This is a genomic window from Roseibaca calidilacus (genome assembly GCF_001517585.1).
GTDB classification, from domain to species: Bacteria; Pseudomonadota; Alphaproteobacteria; order Rhodobacterales; family Rhodobacteraceae; genus Roseinatronobacter; species Roseinatronobacter calidilacus.
Genome location: NZ_FBYC01000004.1, coordinates 14,786 through 32,366 on the forward strand (window position 1 = coordinate 14,786; position 17,581 = coordinate 32,366).

Consider the following 17,581-nt stretch of genomic DNA (forward strand, 5'->3'; position numbering starts at 1 on the left):
CGAAATGTGGCATGCTACCCCGATTGAAGGCCTGATGTTAGTTTTAATTGGGGGGATCTACAGCCTCCTACACGGTCATCCGAAGGCGACCTAAGGAGTATCGTGCAACGGTGCCCAAATGACCGTTCGCATACTTCGTCTAGAGCCCATCGCGTTCATTTGAATTCACGCGAGTGGCTCTAATTTATTGTTATTGCGTTTCTTTACGCGCAAAACCGATTCCCACTTTCGCACGACATGCTCTAGTAACTTGCCTTTTGTCAGACAGCGGCTTTGTTCCGTAGTCGCCGACGCTCACCCAACTGTTTCGCTACACCTATAATGAATGGCTGCTACCGAGAAGCACAGTGGCGGTTCCGACTGACCGCAAAGGGCCGGGTACGTCGCAAAGCACGCCCATGCCGTCCAACCTTTGCGAACTCCGCTCCCTGCCAACTGCGGCAGTTGTGGGGTGGGGTGGCGACTGGCCGCTTTTGCGGTTTGCTGCGCAAGCAATGCCGCGAAGTCACAGGCGGTTCCCCGCCCCTTGTGAAAGCGACCTGCGTCTTGGCGTGCCCGGCCTGTTCTCAGTCTGGCGATAGCCGCAGAGGTTTCACTGCCGTGGGCAATAGAGTTCATGGTGCTATCGGTTTACGTCTATGGCGTGACGTTCTGGCTGTAATGTAAGGGATTTCAGATATGCGCCACCTGCAAACCATACTGGTGTCGATACTGGCACTGTCTTTGTTGATTGGAGGAAATATGGCATCGTCATCGACGTTGGTTCTGATGTCTGGGGTGGAAGGGCGGCTGGTCTCTGCTTCAGGAGAGCCTGTGGCCAATATGCGATTGGTGCGGACATGGCATTGGGCATGGACGGATACGCGCGGGCAGGATGAAAAAATGATCGATGCGCAGGGGCGTTTTCATTTTCCACCTGTGACAGGACGCAGCATAAGCGCGCGTTTCATACCACATGAGCCCGATATTCTACAGAAGATCACAGCCCAAGCTGCCAGTGGTCCAGTCAATATCTGGTCTGCGCGCAAGTCCAATTACCGGGAGAACAGCGAATTACAGGGCCAGCCTCTGCATATCCTGTGCGGTCTGAATAAACTGCCTGGCTCGGGTAGCAATGGGTTATTTAACAGTCTTTGTATACCCAATCCTGACGGGTAGCCGCCTCTTGTTATGCAAGACAGCGATGAGGCGCGAGCCGGTGATGGCGAGGTTGGGGTCGGGGATTACCGATGTGGTGTTACCCCGCGACCCAAGCCTTCGCCGCTTTCGCAGGCCCCGTCAGGGCTGCTGGGATGTCGATGCGTTGCCAGTCACTTGCGTCGCGAAACAAAAGCCCATGATTGGCGTCAAGGAAGAATACCCCCTCAGGCAGCGCAGCGTAATCCACCGGGGCCAGCCATTTGCCCTGTGTCTGTGGCGTGGTCGGGATCGGCAGCGGGTGCATCCGGCCTTCAGCATCCACGCGGCTGAGCGCGCGGCCCTGCAGCACGATCATCCCGTCATGCGTGGGCGCGATGCCCGCATAGCGGACATCACGCGCCTCCGTGACGGCCGTGAAGCTGCGCGCGCCATCGTCAGAGCGCAGGATCTGCCCGGCATCGCCCACGGCCCAGATGGCCCCGTCAGGGGCCTGCGCAAGCCCGTAGATCGCGCCTTTCTGGACCGTCTCGGCCAGATCCCAGCCCTGCTCTGTGCGCCGCGCGATGAAGCCGAGTGTCTCCATCGGGAAGTGGGTGGCGCGTTCGGCTTCTCGTGCTTCGACATAGGCGCGGTGTTCGGCCAGATAGGCAGCTGTTTCCTCTGGAGTTGGCGGTCTGCCCAAGGCAGGCGGTTTTGGCGCGCCGATCAGGAGGCTGACCTTATCCGGGGCTTTTGCATTCCCTGCCAGCAACAGCGTTCCATCCCCCAGCGCCAGCGCATCGGTCCAGGTCGGCGGCCCATAGCCTTCGGGCGGGGTGATATCGGGGGCAAGTTCCTGCCATGCGCCCGCCCCGTCCCGCGCCCAGACCTGATTGCCGCGCCCCAGCACCAGAACCGTGTCGCCTGCGCGCGCCAGACGGAAGGTGCCCCCGCGCCCGCTCAGACCGGCATCCGGCAGGGTCGTGACCGGTGCCCCTTCCGCCCCGACATCGTAGATATCGCCTTCATTGGACAGCGCCACAAACCCCGCCTCGACCGCGCGCGCGGGATCGGGCAGCAGCGCATAGATGTCGCGCTTCATATCCACCCGGCCCCAGGGCTGCGCCAGCCGCCCATCATGGCTGAGCACGAAGGATTTCGGTGATCCCATCGTGGAGGGGCTATAAGCAATGGCGAATATGTCGCGCGAAAAGGCGGCAAAGGCGACAGGTAAGAAGGGACGGGGCATCGCGGTTCCGTTAGCAGGAGGGTGTCTATTCCAGCCGTGCATAGATCGTAGGGCGTGCTGAAACCACCGCAAGTGTGTGCGACGTCGGCTCCAAAAGCCACGCCCATTGACCGTAAGCGGTGCATATACCCCATGTTTCAATAAAATAAGGGATTTGCGATAGTCCGTCCGTCTAATATCAGGAGGCGGAAATGTTGGATGAACAGAGCGGGGATTGCCTGGAGATCTGGGGATTGCGAGTGGCGGTGTCCAGGGAGGGAATTCGTGCATGGCCGGCGGAACTCAAGAACCTTGCAGTGCAAAAAGTGGGCGCTGGGGCAAAGATCAGTGATATTGCAGACGAACTCGGCGTGAGACCCACCCTCGTATCGAAATGGATCAAGGCGGCACGCTCCAAGGACGCAACACCCGCGTTTGTAGAGGTGATGGCGCCCGCCAACGCGTCCCTTAATCGCCCCGCCTTGTCGCATGGCGTTGGCCAAGCATGTGTGCTCCGCCTTGTGGATGTTGAAATCACGGTTCCAAAAGGGTTTCCCAGCGATGAACTGGCGGGGATTCTGCGTGCTGTGAGGGGCTCCCAGTGATCATTCCATCGGGCGGGTTCCGAATTTACCTTGCGACAGAGCCTATCGATTTTCGCAAAGGCATGAACGGTTTGGTTGGCCTCATCGCTGCGAATTTCGCGTTTGATCCCTTTGATGGGGCCATCTGGGTCTTCCGGTCGCGGCGTGCCGACCGGCTTAAACTCATTGTTTGGGATGGAACTGGACTTGTCCTTGCAATGAAGCGCCTGCATGGGAAACGTTTCCTATGGCCCAAGGTTCAGGATGGCCCGCTCATACTGACAAAAGTGCAGTTTGAAGCCCTGTTTGCCGGGATGGACTGGCAAAGCTTGCCGAATACGGACACCAGAAAACCAGTTTTTGTGTAAGCAGAATATTCTGCCCAGGCGCTCTGCCGATCATCGGTTCAACATTGCCCGGGCCTCACATCTTTCCTGATTGCCCTTCATCGCTACAGGGCAATCGGAAAAGCTGTGCTGTCAGATCAGCCTGTTTGCTTTCCAGCAGGCCGGGCGGTTTTCCAGGCGTGATCACCCCAAACCATTGGCAGACAACGCCTTCATATGCCACAACAGCGCTATAGCCTCGGACACGGAATTCATTTCGAACAGAGAGACCAGCGCAACCTATGGCAGATTCTATTGAGAAAACCCTCTTTGCCGCTGCCGACAAGATGCGCGGCGCCATGGACCCCGGCGAATACAAGCATGTCGCCCTTGGCCTGATCTTCTTGCGCTATGTCTCGGCCGCCTTTGACGCCAAGCAGCAGGAATTCCTGCAAGACGACATGATCGACGCCGAAGACCCCGAGGAATACGCGGCCGAAAACATCTTCTGGGTGCCCGAAAAGGCCCGCTGGTCCCGCCTTGCCGCCGCTGCCAAGGCCGACAATATCGGGGTTCAGGTCGACGATGCCATGCGGGAAATCGAACGCTCCAACCCCACGCTCAAGGATGCCCTGCCAAAAGTCTACGGCAAACCCGATCTTGACCGTGCCATCGTCACCGGCCTGATCGAGATGTTCACCAACCTTGAACTCCACGGCACGCGGGCGGATTTCGACCTGATCGGCCGCATCTATGAATATTTCATCGGCGAATTCGCCACGTCCGAGGGCAAACGCGGCGGCGAATTCTACACCCCCCGCTCCATCGTCGCCACCATGGTTGAAATGCTGGAACCCACCCATGGCCGCGTCTATGACCCGTGCTGCGGGTCGGGCGGGTTCTTTGTGCAGTCGGAGAAATTCATCACCGCCCATCGGGGCCGGGTGGATGACATCGCGGTTTACGGGCAGGAACGCAACCCCGCCACCTTTCGCCTTGCCCGCATGAACCTTGCGATCCGGGGTATCTTTGGCGATATCCGCTGGAACCCCGAAGGCACGCTTTTGCGCAACGCCTTTCCCGATGAACGGTTCGATTTCATCCTCGCCAACCCGCCCTTCAACATCTCGGATTGGAACGGCGATCTGCTGCGTGAAGATCACCGCTGGCGCTTCGGCACGCCCCCTGTGGGCAACGCCAATTTCGCATGGATGGCCCATATCCACCACCATCTGTCGGCAAACGGCATTGGCGGGGTGGTCATGGCCAACGGGTCCATGTCATCCATGCAATCGGGCGAGGGCGACATTCGCCGCGCCATGGTTGAGCAAGACGCGATCGATTGCATGGTCGCCCTGCCGGGGCAGTTGTTCTTTGGCACGCAAATTCCCGCCTGCCTGTGGATCTTGGCCAAGGACAAATCGAACGGCACCGCCAAGGGCGAAAAGCTGCGGGACCGGCGGGGCGAGGTGTTGTTCATCGACGCCCGAAAACTGGGCGCCCTGATCCCCGGATCACGCAAGCAAAAGGAATTCTCGGATGCCGAGATCGCGCAGATCGCGGGCACCTATCACGCATGGCGGGGCGAGGCATCGGCGGGGGCCTATCACGACATCCCCGGTTTCTGCGCCGCCGCCAGTCTGGCCGATATCCGGCAGCACAACCATGTCCTGACACCGGGGCGCTATGTCGGCGCAGGGGCGGTGGAAGAAGACGGGGAACCGTTCGAGGAGAAGTTCGAGCGCCTGATGGGCGATCTGCGGGCGCAATTTGCAGAAGGGCGGCGGCTGGAGGCCGAGATCGAGGCGAAGCTGGGGGGCTTGGTGTGAGTGGCTTTGTAACCCTTGGGGACATAACCACCCTCATCACGAAGGGAACAACTCCTAGTGCCAAGCTTGGTGGATTTTCGATGTCTGGCGTAAATTTCATCAAGTCCGAGAGCCTTAAGTATGATGGCTCAATCGATGTAACAAAATTTGTATTCATCTCAGAAGAAACCAACAAAAAACTACAACGTTCAATCCTTCGACCAAACGACATTTTGCTATCCATCGCAGGCGCAAACTTGGGTAAGTGTGGCTTAGTAACCCCACAAATGCTGCCTGCAAATACAAACCAAGCTGTCGCAATTCTGCGCCTTGATGAAACAAAAGCCGACCCACGCTTCGTGCAATTTTTCCTTAGGAATCCCCAATTTGTAGCGAATAATTTGGCCGGTGTCGCACAGTCGGCACAACCAAATCTGAATTTGGGCGATATCGCCAAGTTTAGAATACCTGATTGGCCACTCCCCGAACAACGCGAGATTGCGGGGATTTTGGGGGCGTTGGATGACAAGATCGAGTTGAACCGCCGCATGGCGGCCACGTTGGAGGAAATGGCCCGCAGCCTCTATCGGTCATGGTTTGTCGATTTCGACCCCGTCCACGCCAAAGCCGCAGGCCACCCCCCCGCCCATATGGACAAAACCACCGCCGCCCTCTTCCCCGACCGCTTCGGCGGTGATGGCCTGCCGGAGGGGTGGGTTCGTGAAGGACTGCTACAGCAAGCGGAATGGGTCAACGGTGCAGCTTACAAGAACATGCACTTTAGCAATCATCCAGACGCTTTGCCGGTGGTCAAAATTGCCGAGCTGAAAGCAGGAATAACAGGAAATACAAAGTTTACCACGACTGATCTTGGAGAAAAGTTCCGTATCTGCCGTGGAGAATTGCTTTTTTCTTGGTCAGGAAATCCAGATACTTCGATAGACGCTTTCATATGGCACTTGGGGGACGCTTGGCTGAACCAGCATATTTTTGTAGTTCGCCCGAACGGCAAAATGTCAAAGGCGATGCTTTTTTCCTGTTTGCGTTTCTTCAATCCCGAAATGGCCGAAATTGCACGAAACAAACAGACAACAGGCCTTGGGCATATAACACGTAAGGACTTGGAAGCGTTCCCTGTTTGTGTTGCTTCGCAATCGGTTGTCCGCTCTTTCGAAGATAAAATCCAACCATTGTTCGACAGGTATTGCGATTGCCTGTATCAAAACCAAACCCTCGCCACCCTCCGCGACAGCCTGCTGCCAAGGCTCATGTCGGGCGAGCTCCGCGTGGGTGCGGCCCGTGAATTGATAGGGGATGTGGCGTGACGGTTCTGTATCATCAGGGCGGCTTTCCCCCCGCCGATCTGCGCTGGCCCGAATTGATCCCCCTGATCGGTCCGGCCAATGCCGCCGTGGCCCGGTATGACGGGGTATTGCATGGCATCCCCAACCCTAATGTTCTGCTGTCGCCGCTGACCTCGCAAGAAGCGGTGCTGTCGAGCCGGATCGAAGGCACGCAGGCCACCCTGGGCGAGGTGCTGGAATACGAAGCCAGCGGCGACCAGACCGATGAGAGCACGCCGCAAAAGGCCGATATCCGCGAGGTGCTGAATTACCGCGCCGCCTTGAACGAGGCGCTGCGGTTGCTGGATGATCTGCCGCTGTCGCAACGCCTGATCCGCCAGACCCATGCCGTGCTGATGCAAGGCGTGCGCGGGCGCAACAAAGCCCCCGGGGACTATCGCCGCGTGCCAAACTGGATCGGCCCCGAGGGCTGCACCATGGAACAGGCGCGGTTCGTGCCCTGTGCGGTCGATCATCTGCCCGCCGCGATGCAGGCATGGGAAGGGTATATGCACGGCACCGCCCCCGACCGTCTGGTGCAACTGGCGATCCTGCATGCCGAGTTTGAGGCGATCCACCCGTTTCTGGATGGCAACGGGCGGCTTGGGCGGTTGTTGATCCCGCTGTTCCTGAAATTCTCGGGGATGCTGGCAAGCCCGAATTTTTACCTGTCAGAGTTTCTGGAACAGAACAGGGGCGAATATTATGACCGGTTGCTGGCCGTGTCGCGGGATGGGGACTGGACCGGCTGGTGCGCCTTTTTCCTGCGGGGGATCATCCATCAGGCCGGGGTGAACGAGACCAAGGCGCAAAGCATCCATGCACTGTATAACAGCCGCAAGGAATGGATGGTGGAAATCACCCGGTCGCAATACAGCGGGCGTGCGCTGGACTGGTTCTTTACGCGGCCGATCTTTTCGGCGTCGGATTTCGTGGCCCATGTCGATATTCCCGAACCGACGGCAAAGCGCATCCTGCGCGAGGTCCGCGAGGCTGAAAAGCCGCTGTTGAAGGTGGTGCGCCCCTCCAGCGGGCGGCGGGCGGCGGTGATGGCCTTTCCCGAGTTGCTGAATATCTGCGAAGGGAGGGCCGCGTTTTGAGGATCACCCATGAACGACGAGATTGGTTGTGGATCATGGGTTGCGCCTTTTCGATCCACAAGCGTCGATATGGATACCGCATGATCCACAAGACCAATCTGTAAAAATGGGATTTTCCTATGTTCCGCGTTGACCGTTCCCAGAACCGCCTGTCCCGCCTTGTTCAAAAGCGGTTTTCTGACCTGAACCGACAGATCAGACCCCATGACGAGGAGGAGAGCTGATGCCCTTTGCCTCGGAAGACGATCTGGAACACTGGGCGCTGGAGGAATTGCAGGGGTTGGGCTTTGCCTATCTGCACGGCTCGGCCCTGTCGCCCGAGGCAGAGCCCCCCGCCCGCGACAGTTTCCGCGATGTGTTGTTGCTGGGGCGGCTGGACGACGCGATCCGCCGGTTGAACCCGCATTTGCCCGCAGATGCCGTGCGGGTGGCGATCAATGAAATCCGCGACACGAAATTCTCGGGCGATCTGTTGTCAGAAAACCGCCGTATCCACGGGGTTCTGACAACGGGGGTTCCTGTGTCGTGGTTCGCAGGCGGCGAAGAGCGCCACGATATCGCCCGCGTGATCGATTTCGAGGGCGGCCAGAATGACTGGCTGGTGGTGAACCAGTTCGAGGTGGTGGGCCAGACCGCCCGGCGGCCCGATGTGATCATTTTCCTGAACGGCATGCCGGTGATCGTGATCGAGCTGAAGGGCACCGAAAGCGGCACATTGCGGGGGGCGTTCAACCAGCTGGAAACCTACAAGGCGCAGGTGCCCGACCTGTTCCGCACCAATGCGTTCAACGTGATCTCCGAAGGGGTGACGGCGAAATACGGCTCGGCCTCGGCGAATTTCGACCGCTTCATGAACTGGCGCACGGTGGATGGCGAAAGCGTGGTCGAGACGGGCAGCGCCCTTGCCCTGCAAACCCTGATCCATGGCTTGCTGACCCCGAACGTCATTCTGGAGATGATCCGCTTTTGCACCGTGTTCGAGGATGAGGGCAAGGGCCCGATCAAGAAGATCGCGGGCTATCATCAGTTCCACGCGGTGCGCAAAGGCGTGGCCGCCGTTCTGGGCGCCCATGGGCAGGATGGCCGCGGCGGGGTGATGTGGCACACGCAAGGGTCGGGAAAATCCCTGCTGATGACATTTCTGGCCGGTCGGCTGATGCGTGACCCAAGGTTGGAAAACCCGACGATTGTGGTGATCACAGACCGTAACGATCTGGACAATCAGCTGTTCGCGACCTTCTCGCGGTGTTCGGCCTTGTTTGGCGAGGTTCCTGTTCAGGCCGAAGATGTGCCCGATCTGCGCCGCAAGCTGGCGGATCGCAAGGTGGGCGGGGTGATCTTTGCCACCATCCAGAAATTCCGTCCCGAAAAAGGCAGCCCTGATTTTGGCGAGTTGACCCATCGCTCCAACGTGGTTGTCTTTGCGGATGAGGCGCATCGTTCGCAATATGGCTTTGATGCCAAACTGAACCGCGACACGGGCGAAACGAAATACGGTTTTGCCCATCATCTGCGCACGGCCTTGCCCAACGCGGTTTATGTGGGCTTCACCGGCACCCCGATTGCGCTTGTGGGGGCAGACACGCAGGCCGTGTTCGGCGATTACATCGATGTCTATGACATTGCCCAAGCTGTGTCGGACGGGGCGACCGTACCGATCTACTACGAGGGCCGCGTCGCCAAGATCGAGCTGTCGGATGAGGCGGGCGAATTGCTGGATGCTGAATTCGACGAAATCATCGAAGAGGCCGAGGCGGATGGCATCAGCTTTGACGATGACAGCAAGGGGGCGATGACCTCGAAATGGACGCAGCTTGAGAAGCTGGTCGGGGCGGCCCCGCGCCTTGATAAAGTGGTCGAGGATATCCTGAAGCATTTTGATGATCGGGTTGAGGCCATGGATGGCGGCAAGGCGATGATCGTATGCATGTCACGCCGGATCTGTGTTGAAGTGTATAACCGCATCATCGCCGCCCGCCCGGATTGGCACGCGGATGAGGATGCCGAGGGGGCGGTCAAGGTTGTGATGACGGGGGCGGCGCAAGACCCGGTCGAATTTCAGCCCCATATCCGTTCCAAAGCCCGGCTGGAAACCCTGCGGACGCGGTATCGCGACCCTGCTGATGCAATGAAGCTGGTCATCGTGCGGGACATGTGGCTGACAGGCTTTGACGCCCCCTGCATGCACACAATGTATGTCGACAAACCCATGAAGGGCCACGGGTTGATGCAGGCGATCACGCGGATCAATCGTGTGTTCGGGGCCAAGAACTCGGGGCTGGTGGTCGATTACATCGGCCTTGCCGCTGATCTCAAGAAGGCCCTGCGCCATTACTCGCAGGCCGACCAAAAACAGACGGGCGTTGATCAGGGCGAGGCTGTTCATGCCTTGCACACCCAGATCGATATCATGCGGGGGATGTTTTTCGGCATAGCTTATATGGATGCCGTTCGCGGCACCCCAGCCGACCGCATCCGCATTCTGCCTGTGGCGATTGAACATGCCCTGACGCTGAAGGTTGACGGGAAAGACCCCAAAAACCGCGAAGACAGCAAAAAGCGGTTCATGACTGCCGTTGCGGGTTTGGTGAAAGCCTTCCGGATTGCTGCGGGCACGTCAGAGGCGGCAGCCCTGAAGGATGAGGTCGGCTTCTTTGTCGCCGTGCAAGCCGCCATCCGGAAAATGGACGCGACATCCCGGACTGGACGCAGCGCCGAGGATACCGAACTGGCCATTGCCCAGCTTCTGAACCGGGCCGTAGCCTCGACCGAAGTGATCGACATTCTGGAGGCGGCGGGGATCGACCGCCCCGACCTGAGCGTATTGAGCGAGGATTTCCTGCTGGGGCTGCAAAATACGCCGCACAAGAACCTTGCGGTCGAGGCCCTGCGCAAGCTTTTGAACGGGGAAATCCGCACCCGAACCCGGACAAACCAGACCCAGAACGAGGCTTTCTCAAAACGCCTGACCGATGCCATGGCCCGCTATCACAACCGCAGCATCGATGCGATCCAGGTCATCAAAGAGATGATCGACATGGCCAAAGACCTGCAACAGCAGCCCGAGGACGGCATGTCCCCGGAGGAGGTGGCATTTTATGACGCTCTCGCCCAGAACGAGAGCGCCCGTGAGTTGATGGGCAACGAAGAATTGCGGGTCATTGCACAGGAACTGGTCAACGCCGTACAGGCCAATTCATCCGTCGACTGGTGGCGCAAGCAGAATGTGCGCACCAAGATGCGTGTGATCATACGGCGTATCCTGAAAAAACACGGGTTTCCGCCCGATTTGGCGTCAGATGCCATCAAGAAAGTCGTCCAACAGGCGGAGGTTCTGGCCCGGGAATTCGCGTAAGGCCAAAACCTCTGCGCAGTGCCGTTTTTGAGAGAAGGCCATCAGATGCAGGATCGATATGCCGGAGATATCGGTGACTTTGTAAAACTGGGGCCTGGCTGCTGCATCGGGTGGCCACGCCAGTTGAGGTTTGCTAAGCACTGTGGTGGAATATTATGGTCGACAGTGACCCCACGGCTCCAAGAGCATCAGATCGAAGATTGATTGAGGGACAACCGTAATGGGCTGGCTGTTCAACAATCGCGTCCCGGCCGATATCCGTGCTGAGATCGAGCGCCTCTGCACTCACAATGATGAAGAACGGTCAACCCGTCCCATTCGGATTTGCCGTGATGGATCAATCTGGACCGTTGCCGCTGAGATGACCTTGAAGAACGGCAGCGAGGTTCCGGATGGCTATCAACCAGACGAGAACGGCAAGTTCACCTTCGGCGCAGTGTTTCGCACAAGGAAAGACCACGGCGGCTGGGGGTATCGCTTGGATGAAGAAAATGTGGGTCCTGAATTTGCCCGAGCACCGAAGTCCCTCATCGACATCCTGAGCCCAACGTCATCAGACTGGGCAAACAGCTGGCGCAAGCGATGCCTGGAAAATGCTGCGAGAAGAGCACGACGACTGAAAGACGGTGACGTCATCAGGCTGGATCAAGCCCTGGAGTTCAATGACGGCAGGAAACGAAAGCATTTCAAGGTGATCATTGAGAAGCCGCAGGGATATACTCGGGCGAGGACGGTCTTTCAGTGTGTTGAAACTGGTGTGACCTGCAGGATTTCCGGGTTTCGGCGGCGGGCGTGGGATGCAATGTCGCCGGTGGGTGATCCCACCGAAGCAAAGGCGGCCACGGGGTTGGAAAAGGGCAACTGAGACATGGCAAAGGGTGCAAAGAACAGATGGTGGCCGACGGTCTGGGCGGGGAGCAGTCGTTCTCTACGGCTGCGTTAATATTCAGCTGGTCAAACCAAAGCCGCCATTCGCTGTGATGTGGTAACACCAGCCTCACACGGCTGAGCCCTGCCGATAGGTTACGCAAGCAGGTATCATGTCTTCGGACTTGGAATGACCGCCTGTTGCCAGTTCTCGATCCATTCTTGTATTGCCTCGCTTGGTCCATGAGCGATGCTGGCCAACTTGGGCGCAAGCTTAAGGAAATGTCGCCGAGCGGAATATGGTAAGGCTGAACGGCGGATAGACGTCCAGAACGAAAAAGGAGTGTTTGCGACGACCATGCGTGGGAGACGAACAACATCCAAATCCCTGTTCAGGGGCAAGCTAGCAAAGATGTTTCGTAGGGCGAGACTACGGGACATCTTGATCATGGTTTGGGCTGCGGACGCGATCAGATTAGGCGAGCCCGAGAGAGTTCGAGGGCGGCTCACGTATCCGGAGAGTGCCATTGGATCAAGACCGGGAAATGAATTCTTCATGGCGCCCTGGACTCTGGAAACCATGGTGAACGAGGCGCTCGTCCACCCTCCAGCGCCCTCCAAGCCTTCGACGCCCTCAAAACGCCTCAACACCAAGCTTTGGCAGTCATTCACGATGTTGTTTAATCTTATCAACGACATCGAAGACGCCGAGAGTTTGGAAGATATTCCTGAGGGTGAAATCCTCGCGGCAATGTCCCGGATTGGATGGCGTCAGTTCGGGTGGCAGGTTGGCTACAAAACTGCCTCGCGAATGTTTCGCGCTTGGTGGCTCTACAATTCCCTCGAAGCCAACGATCACTTCGAGGCCAAGTACGGCATCTCGCTTGAACGTTTCTGCTTTGTCGCTTTTGGCATCGCCGCGCAGCTAACCAATTTTCCTGCTGTTCGCATCGACAGTTCGATGGCCAGCGTTGGAATTTCGGATGCAGAGCGTGATGCCGTGTTCAACATCATCGCAAAGACGAGTGCAGATGCGCGGCGCGAAGCGAAGAACGCTCGGGCGGGAAAGGGACAGATCGCCTATAAGCCAAGCATTCTGCGACGGTGGCCGCTAATCTCAGTTCAGAAAGATGAGAGTTGGGAGGCATTTTGCCCGATACCAACGTTGCTCTACCTGCGAATGTCGGACGGATTGTTCTACGACTTGGTCGACAATGACAACGTGCGCCGAATTATCGGCGAACGGTTCGAGAGTTACGCTGTCGAGATCACCAAGCACTACATTGGAACTGAGTTTCAGGTTCTTTCCGAGGCTGAATACGGCGCAAAGGCAAACCCTGCGAAGACACCAGATGTGCGCGTGGTTTCGCAGCAAAACGCGTTGCGGGTCGTAATCGAGTGCAAGGCAAGGAAAATACCGTTCAAAGTCCTGTCCTCGCCAAACCCATATTTTGAGAACGAGGAGATTTACGATGAACTTATCAAGGGTGTCTGCCAAGTCTGGCGTTATGTTTCGGACGTGCGACGGGGCGTAGCTGATAACAACTGGTCAATCAGCGACGATGTTGTCGGGTTGGTCTTGATGCTAGAGCCTTGGTTTCAAATGTCCTCGCAAACCGTCAAGCACATCACCGATGCCGCTGAGGCTCGATGTGCTGGCACCTCAGGAATTCTGCCACAAGACCGGATCGCCGTTTCATTCGTTGCCATGGATGATTGGGAGTTTTCTCTGCGCAAGATTGGTGCAGAGGGAATGATTGCGGCTCTGAACAAACATGCCCATCCAGATAGGTTCGGATACATGCTAAGCACCGTGGTCGAAGAAATTGCAGAAGACTTCAAAGAACCCGTTGATGCCTACGACTACAGCACTGGAATCAATCGCGTCTTGCCTTGGATGCAGGACATTGATGAAGGGCGGGTTCCTGATGCGACTTAAGGGATACTCTCGGTGATCGCTCACGTCGTTTGCAAGCGGATCCGGATGTCTGTTTTCGTTCGGCGCCGGACTCTACCGAAAGCATCTTCGAATGTCCGCAACGGGCCGTGATCACCATCTAGCCTTAGCAAACTCTGCCGCCGCATTCCGCGTCTCAACCCGACACACTCAAGTTTACCCCTTCAACCAGAGCCCCCCTCGGCAACCCTGCCAGTGCATCACTTACCGCCCGGGCGATCACCGCGTCCTGATCCAAACCCGCCCGAATGAAGGCCAAGCCAAGCATCCCAGGGTTCCCACAACCAACGACGGCATCGTCACACCCTGATTCATAAAGCCGGTCCACGACATCCACAATGTCAGGGCAGCCCTCTGGCAGACGGATCATCACGTCAAACTGGAATTCCTTGATTTCAGTCATCGTACCCCCTCAAGCTTGGGTTGCATCGTCATTTCATTGCGGCATCGTGTCAATCAGCCAAAGCCCTTCCTGTCCTAATATATCACGGCTATCCTGCTCCCATGTATCGATTTCGCACTCTTCCAGACGACGACCCGATAATGGACAGCTCCCCCGTCCTTCGTGTCCTAGATTTCCTAAACGCCCAGTTCGCCCTGAACCCGAAGGGCATTCCCCTGACGAAATCGGGGGCGTTCCGGCGAGTGATGGTTGCGGAGGCCATAACGACGATCCAGTTCCCTGATTGGACCGAGCAGGAAATCTATCACGGCTTCGGGAAGATCCGGGTCGCGGATGAACACCATTTCGAGCCGCTCTGGATCCTGCATTCCGTCCTGCGCAACATGCGTATGGTCCGCCCGTATCTGGGGCATCTGCGCCTGACGAAGGCTGGGAAGGACCTGTTCTCCGACCGCTTCAGGACCTTCGACGTTGTCACCCGGACGCTGTTGTTCAAAGCGGAAAAGTTCCGGAGCGCCCGGGAATATCGAAATTTGCTCGGGAACTGGGACGTCTGGCTGAACGTGATCGACTATGAGGCGCGGGGCGGGATTGCCGGCCGGGCGCTGACCGAGGTCTTCTACGGTCCAGCCGATCCGGCCCAGGTTTACGATCCCCGCATGGGAGACCTGTATAGCGGGGTTCTCAAACCGCTGGTCTGGTCCGGGCTTCTATCCGAAGACATGACCGACGGCCGGAAGCTGGTGGACCGGATATATGCGACCACGCCGCTCTGGTCACGGTACCTTGAGTTAGACCCGAAACCGCCCCGGCTCCGGGTGGTGAAATAGGGCTCCGGGGGCGATCCCGATGTCGTCAGTGTCGAAAATACGCGACACCGAGGCCTTATCCCGAGAAAATGTCGAGTATGCTGGGCATCGCCAGCCCGGCGCAGCCTTTTCATACAGGGGCCACATCAGTTTTGCGAAAAACTGCCCTCTCGACCAAATAATCCAAACCATTTCAAAGGGTAATCCCTTCGCCATCGCTTGCGAGAAATCCAAGCGGAAAAACCACATTTTATCAGGTGGTTAGGGGGTGGACTCAGGGTGCGGCCGTGGCTATCTTGAAGTCACACAAAGGAGCGAATCGACCATGACCCGCCGCCGCAATTCGATACGGATATCCGTCCACGCCTGACCCGTTTTTCTGACGGGCACCGGATCGTTGCGGCCGCATGGCCACCTCTCTCAGAACATGACAGATCAACGCATGGCGCATGCCATGCCCGGTGCCCTTTCGCGATTTCGAAAGGATATCCCCCATGACACGTAAATCCGCAAAACGATCCACCGCAAAGGTGGAAAGCACGTCCGATCTCTGCCGGACTGATACGACGCTTCCGGGCCTCGAGGCTGTTCTGGCTCATCTTCAAAAGCTCCGCTCTGCGGGAACCACGACACTCTTGCTGGTTGAAGATGAGGAGCTTGACGAAGACGAAACCCCGAGCGTTCAGACACCGGAAATGCGCAATCCCCCGCGGGACCTACTGGATGCGTTGCTGATGCTGCGGCTTCATTCCATGCTGGCCAATGCGGGCTTGACGTCATTTCGGCCGCCACGCGGCAGCCTGCAAGTCATTGTCGCACCCGTTGAATGCGACAGGACCGATATCCGGACCATTCTGCCACGATTGATCGGTCGTGACCCGGCTTTGCCTGATCCTGCGATCCGTGCGGATGATGACGTGACACGCAAGCGCACTGGGAAAGGTGTTCTTGAAAGCCTCAGGGCAGATATTCTGCAGGGAAATCCAGTCATCGCGGTGATGACGGCGGATGACATGATCCCGGATGATCTTCGCGTTGCGATGCAACCGACCCTCCGACTTCCTCCCCTTTCGCGGCAGATGCTGCAAGCGGTGATGGCGTTTCAATTCAACGACCCATCCGTCGCGTTACAGCATCCGGATGCGACGATTGCGCAGCTGTCCGATGTCGCCATGTCGAGCATTTTTGCGGCGGAGGATATCAGGACCGCGATCGAACGCCTTGATCGTGCAGCTTCGCATAAAACCCAGACGCGGGTCACGCTCGATGATGTCCATGGACAGCCGCAAGCGCTCAAGGCGCTGCGGCAAGTGGTTGAAGATCTGCGGAGTTATCAGTCCGGGGCGGTGAAGTGGTCCGATGTGACGAAATCCTTCCTGCTTTTGGGTCCCCCTGGCACCGGAAAGAGCATGATGGCGGCGGGGCTGGCAGGGTCAGCGGGCATCAGCTTCGTGAAGACTTCATATTCAGACTGTCAAAAATTCGGGCACCAAGGCGACATGCTGAAAGCTCTGAACACCGCCGTTGAAAGCGCCATTTCCGCGGCACCCAGTGTCTTTTTCATTGATGAGATTGACTCTTTTCACAGCCGTGACCGGGAAACCGGCTCCAGGAATGGCTACATCATCGGAGTGGTGAACGGCTTGCTGACCCAGATTGACCGGCTGTCGGCGACGCCCGGCGTCATTCTGATCGCCGCGACCAACAACGTCGAACGCGTCGATAGCGCCGTCATCAGGCCCGGCCGGTTTGACCGGCACATCCACGTCGGGCGGCCGGACCGGTCCGGGATCCTTTCTATGCTCGAAGGCCTACTTTCTGGACTGAAGGTTGATCCAGTAGGGATCGACAGGCTCTGCGATCAGCTGTTGGGGGCGAGCGGAGCGGAGATCGCGGCGATGGTCAGGGATGCGCGGACGCGTGCCCGCGCAGAACGCAGCCCGCTGTCATTCGGGCACCTGCTGGCCGCCGCCGACGCGATCCAGCCCCCGCCGGAGCCTGGCGTCATCTGGCGGATCAGCGTGCATGAAGCCGGACACCTGCTGGCCGGCCATCTTCTGGGACTTCCCGCTGCCACACATGTCAGCGTTACCGGAATTCGCGGACTTGTCACCCGTCCACACCCCACATGCAAACTCCCGGGAACCATCAGCGATATGATTGTTCATGCCCTGGCAGGGCGGGTCACGGAGAGGTTGGTCTTCAGCGTGATCAGCCAGGGCGCCGGGAGCGGCCCGACCAGTGATCTCGCCCTGGCGACGCGTTTCGCTGTCGCAGCAGAGACCAGCTATGGTTTCGGGACATCCCTGAGCTGGATCGACCCGGAAACGCCGCTCTATCTGCTACCACGCGACATTCGGTCTAGGGTCGAGGCCCGGCTGAATGAGGCCGACACCCGCACACAGCGACTTCTGGCGGAGCGAAAGGCGGAAATTGAGCGGATCGCCCGGGTTCTGATGGAAAAGCGGGATCTGGATGCAACGGCGATTTCTGCGCTGTTGTCTGGCGTCCCCAATGGAACAGGCCACACCATGAGCCCCGCGGAATGTGAGGGCTGCGAAACCCGGCATGTTGAACGCGATTTCTTGAAGGAAACACCCGATGCGCAATCACTTTAATCCTCACCATCCGATGCGGCATCTGATCTCAACGGTTGCCGAAACCTTGCTGCGTGATGATCCG

The 17,581-nt window shown here is 58.0% G+C and carries 13 protein-coding genes; 11 read left to right on the forward strand and 2 right to left on the reverse strand.

What is annotated here, in order from left to right; genetic code table 11:
* Positions 1-678 precede the first annotated feature (678 nt).
* Entirely contained in the window at positions 679-1,158 is a 480-nt protein-coding gene (locus tag AWT76_RS16625; protein ID WP_141655864.1) for a DUF6795 domain-containing protein, read from the forward strand.
* 79 nt (positions 1,159-1,237) lie between these two features.
* On the opposite strand, the gene AWT76_RS03550 is transcribed toward AWT76_RS16625, so the two are convergent.
* Positions 1,238-2,368, reverse strand: coding sequence for an NHL repeat-containing protein (locus AWT76_RS03550; RefSeq protein WP_072244972.1), 1,131 nt, complete (start codon positions 2,366-2,368; stop codon positions 1,238-1,240).
* 191 nt (positions 2,369-2,559) lie between these two features.
* Here AWT76_RS03550 and AWT76_RS03555 point away from each other — a divergent pair, with 191 nt between their 5' ends.
* The 8 genes from AWT76_RS03555 (at position 2,560) to AWT76_RS03590 (ending at position 13,669) form a co-directional block, all read left to right on the forward strand.
* Positions 2,560-2,952: a transposase gene (locus AWT76_RS03555; protein WP_072244974.1), complete on the forward strand. Its 393-nt coding sequence runs from the start codon at positions 2,560-2,562 to the stop codon at positions 2,950-2,952.
* Positions 2,949-3,299, forward strand: a complete 351-nt coding sequence (tnpB, locus tag AWT76_RS03560) for an IS66 family insertion sequence element accessory protein TnpB (RefSeq protein WP_072244977.1) — start codon at positions 2,949-2,951, stop codon at positions 3,297-3,299. The genes AWT76_RS03555 and tnpB overlap by 4 nt, the downstream gene beginning before the upstream one ends.
* A gap of 260 nt (positions 3,300-3,559) precedes the next feature.
* Positions 3,560-5,086, forward strand: coding sequence for a type I restriction-modification system subunit M (locus tag AWT76_RS03565; RefSeq protein ID WP_072244978.1), 1,527 nt, complete (start codon positions 3,560-3,562; stop codon positions 5,084-5,086).
* Positions 5,083-6,390, forward strand: a complete 1,308-nt coding sequence (locus tag AWT76_RS03570; RefSeq protein WP_072244980.1) for a restriction endonuclease subunit S — start codon at positions 5,083-5,085, stop codon at positions 6,388-6,390. Before AWT76_RS03565 ends, AWT76_RS03570 begins: the two co-directional genes overlap by 4 nt.
* Complete coding sequence (locus AWT76_RS03575) at positions 6,387-7,508, forward strand: Fic family protein (protein ID WP_072244982.1); 1,122 nt, start codon at positions 6,387-6,389, stop codon at positions 7,506-7,508. Before AWT76_RS03570 ends, AWT76_RS03575 begins: the two co-directional genes overlap by 4 nt.
* Positions 7,509-7,731: 223 nt before the next feature.
* Positions 7,732-10,863: a type I restriction endonuclease subunit R gene (locus AWT76_RS03580; protein ID WP_072244984.1), complete on the forward strand. Its 3,132-nt coding sequence runs from the start codon at positions 7,732-7,734 to the stop codon at positions 10,861-10,863.
* Between the two features lie 220 nt (positions 10,864-11,083).
* A complete protein-coding gene (locus AWT76_RS03585) occupies positions 11,084-11,728 on the forward strand; it encodes a DUF6927 domain-containing protein (RefSeq protein WP_072244986.1) in 645 nt (214 codons plus the stop codon).
* A 558-nt stretch (positions 11,729-12,286) separates the two neighbouring features.
* Entirely contained in the window at positions 12,287-13,669 is a 1,383-nt protein-coding gene (locus tag AWT76_RS03590) for a hypothetical protein (protein WP_141655866.1), read from the forward strand.
* Between the two features lie 154 nt (positions 13,670-13,823).
* On the opposite strand, the gene AWT76_RS03595 is transcribed toward AWT76_RS03590, so the two are convergent.
* Complete coding sequence (locus AWT76_RS03595; protein WP_082700087.1) at positions 13,824-14,090, reverse strand: hypothetical protein; 267 nt, start codon at positions 14,088-14,090, stop codon at positions 13,824-13,826.
* Between the two features lie 140 nt (positions 14,091-14,230).
* Here AWT76_RS03595 and AWT76_RS03600 point away from each other — a divergent pair, with 140 nt between their 5' ends.
* Positions 14,231-14,920 carry a hypothetical protein gene (locus tag AWT76_RS03600; protein ID WP_072244990.1) on the forward strand — a complete coding sequence of 230 codons (690 nt, stop codon included), beginning with the start codon at positions 14,231-14,233 and terminating at the stop codon, positions 14,918-14,920.
* Positions 14,921-15,393: 473 nt separating this feature from the next.
* Positions 15,394-17,517, forward strand: coding sequence for an AAA family ATPase (locus AWT76_RS03605; protein ID WP_176699328.1), 2,124 nt, complete (start codon positions 15,394-15,396; stop codon positions 17,515-17,517).
* Positions 17,518-17,581: the final 64 nt, after the last annotated feature.